General features: G+C 70.2%; 2 protein-coding genes. One reads left to right on the top strand and one right to left on the bottom strand.

Going from position 1 to position 1706, the window contains the following annotated elements; translation table 11 throughout:
• The first annotated feature begins 147 nt into the window (after positions 1-147).
• Complete coding sequence (locus AOK16_RS24600; protein WP_055474294.1) at positions 148-984, top strand: HAD family hydrolase; 837 nt, start codon at positions 148-150, stop codon at positions 982-984.
• Positions 985-1313: 329 nt separating this feature from the next.
• On the opposite strand, the gene AOK16_RS24595 is transcribed toward AOK16_RS24600, so the two are convergent.
• On the bottom strand, positions 1314-1706 hold a 393-nt coding region (locus AOK16_RS24595), incomplete at its 5' end, for a Fic family protein (RefSeq protein WP_478072708.1).

Raw genomic sequence — 1706 nt, 5'->3', positions numbered from 1 at the left:
AGCGGGGGTCGTCCCCACGGCCGACTCGGGGGGGGAGGAGTCGGGCCGGGTTAGCACGGTCGCGAACGATCCGTGACTTCCATGGTGTACCCGAGAGCCTTCTCAAGCAAACCCACGCGCCCAGCTTACGCCGAATGGTGGGCGCCTATGCTCGCCTCCGTGGAAAAGCACTCCTTGCCGCGCACTGCCGCCTTCTTCGATCTCGACAAGACCGTGATTGCGAAGTCGAGCACGCTGACCTTCAGCAAGTCCTTCTATCAAGGCGGCCTGATCAACCGCAGGGGCGTGCTGCGCAGTGCCTATGCCCAGTTCGTCTATCTCGTGGGCGGCGCCGACCACGACCAGACCGAGCGCATGCGCAGGTACCTGTCGGACCTGTGCCGCGGCTGGGACGTGCGGCAGGTGCGGGAGATCGTCGCCGAGACCCTGCACGACCTCATCGACCCGATCATCTACGACGAGGCGGCCTCGCTCATCGAGGAGCACCACGCCGTCGGCCGGGATGTGGTGATCGTCAGCACCTCGGGGGCGGAGGTGGTCGAGCCGATCGGTGAACTGCTGGGCGCCGACCGGTCGGTGGCGACCCGGATGGTCGTCGAGGGCGGCCGCTACACCGGCGAGATCGCGTACTACTGCTACGGGCCCACCAAGGCCGAGGCAATCGCCGAGCTGGCCCGAAGCGAGGGATACGACCTGGAGCGCTGCTACGCGTACAGCGACTCCGTGACCGACGTCCCGATGCTCGAGGCGGTCGGCAACCCCTGCGCCGTCAACCCGGACCGGGGGCTGCGCCGGGAGGCGGCGGCCCGCGGCTGGCCGGTGCTCACCTTCGACCGCCCGGTCCGGCTCAAGCAGCGCGTCCCCTCACTGTCGCTGCCGCCCCGCCCGGTGCTCGCCGCGGCTGCCGCGATGGGCGCGGCGATGGCCACGGCCGGGCTGGTCTGGTACGCGAACCGGAAGCGCACCCCGTATGCCCGCGTTTGAAGCCAAAAGTAAAGATCTGTAGCCAGGGCTTCCGGTTGCCCGGCCGCTGGAGTACAAAGAACGTAACGGCCCGCGAGACCAGGGATATCCGGGAGGATCTTCCCGCAGAACGCACCAAGGCCCCACGGACCGAGCATGGAAGTCAGGCACCCACGCGACGCCGACCCGTCGAATACGGGCCAGCCGCACCAGGTGACGGGCAAAGTCCCCGCCTGATGGGCACATATCGAGCACGCACTGGTAACCGGACGGACATGCCAGCGGCGGTACCAACTCGGTACCGCCGCAACCATGTTCAGGGAAGCAGGGGGTGCGAAAGCGGACCCCGATCAGGCCGCGCCGCGTTGCAGCGCCTCGCAGACCGCCGCGCTCTCCCGTGCGCCCAGCTCCACCGCGCGCCCGCAGTGCGCGATCCAGGAGGCCACGCCCTCCGGCGTACCGGACGCGTAGCCGTCGAGGGCCCGCGCGTAAGCCTCGCGCCCCAGCTCCGCGTGACCGACCTCCGCCGGGCAGATGGACTTCGGGTCGAGCCCGCTGCCGACCAGAACGATGCGCTCCGCCGCCCGCGCCACCAGGCCGTTGCAGGAGCCGAAGGGCCGCAGCGCCAGCAGCTCGCCGTGGACCACGGCCGCCGTCACCAGCGCCGGCGCTTCCGTCCCCGCCAAGAGCAGCCGGGCCAGGCCGTCCAGTCGCCCGGCCACCTCGTCCGCGTCCGGCAGCGG

The sequence above is a fragment of the Streptomyces pathocidini genome, from assembly GCF_001418495.1.
Taxonomy (GTDB): Bacteria; Actinomycetota; Actinomycetes; order Streptomycetales; family Streptomycetaceae; genus Streptomyces; species Streptomyces pathocidini.
This window is presented reverse-complemented; position numbering and strand designations above follow the sequence as displayed.

What these genes read in the sequence shown, in the direction of transcription:
- AOK16_RS24600 (WP_055474294.1), top strand. Translation starts at nt 148, where the DNA reads ATGCTCGCCTCCGTGGAAAAGCACTCCTTGCCGCGCACTGCCGCCTTC.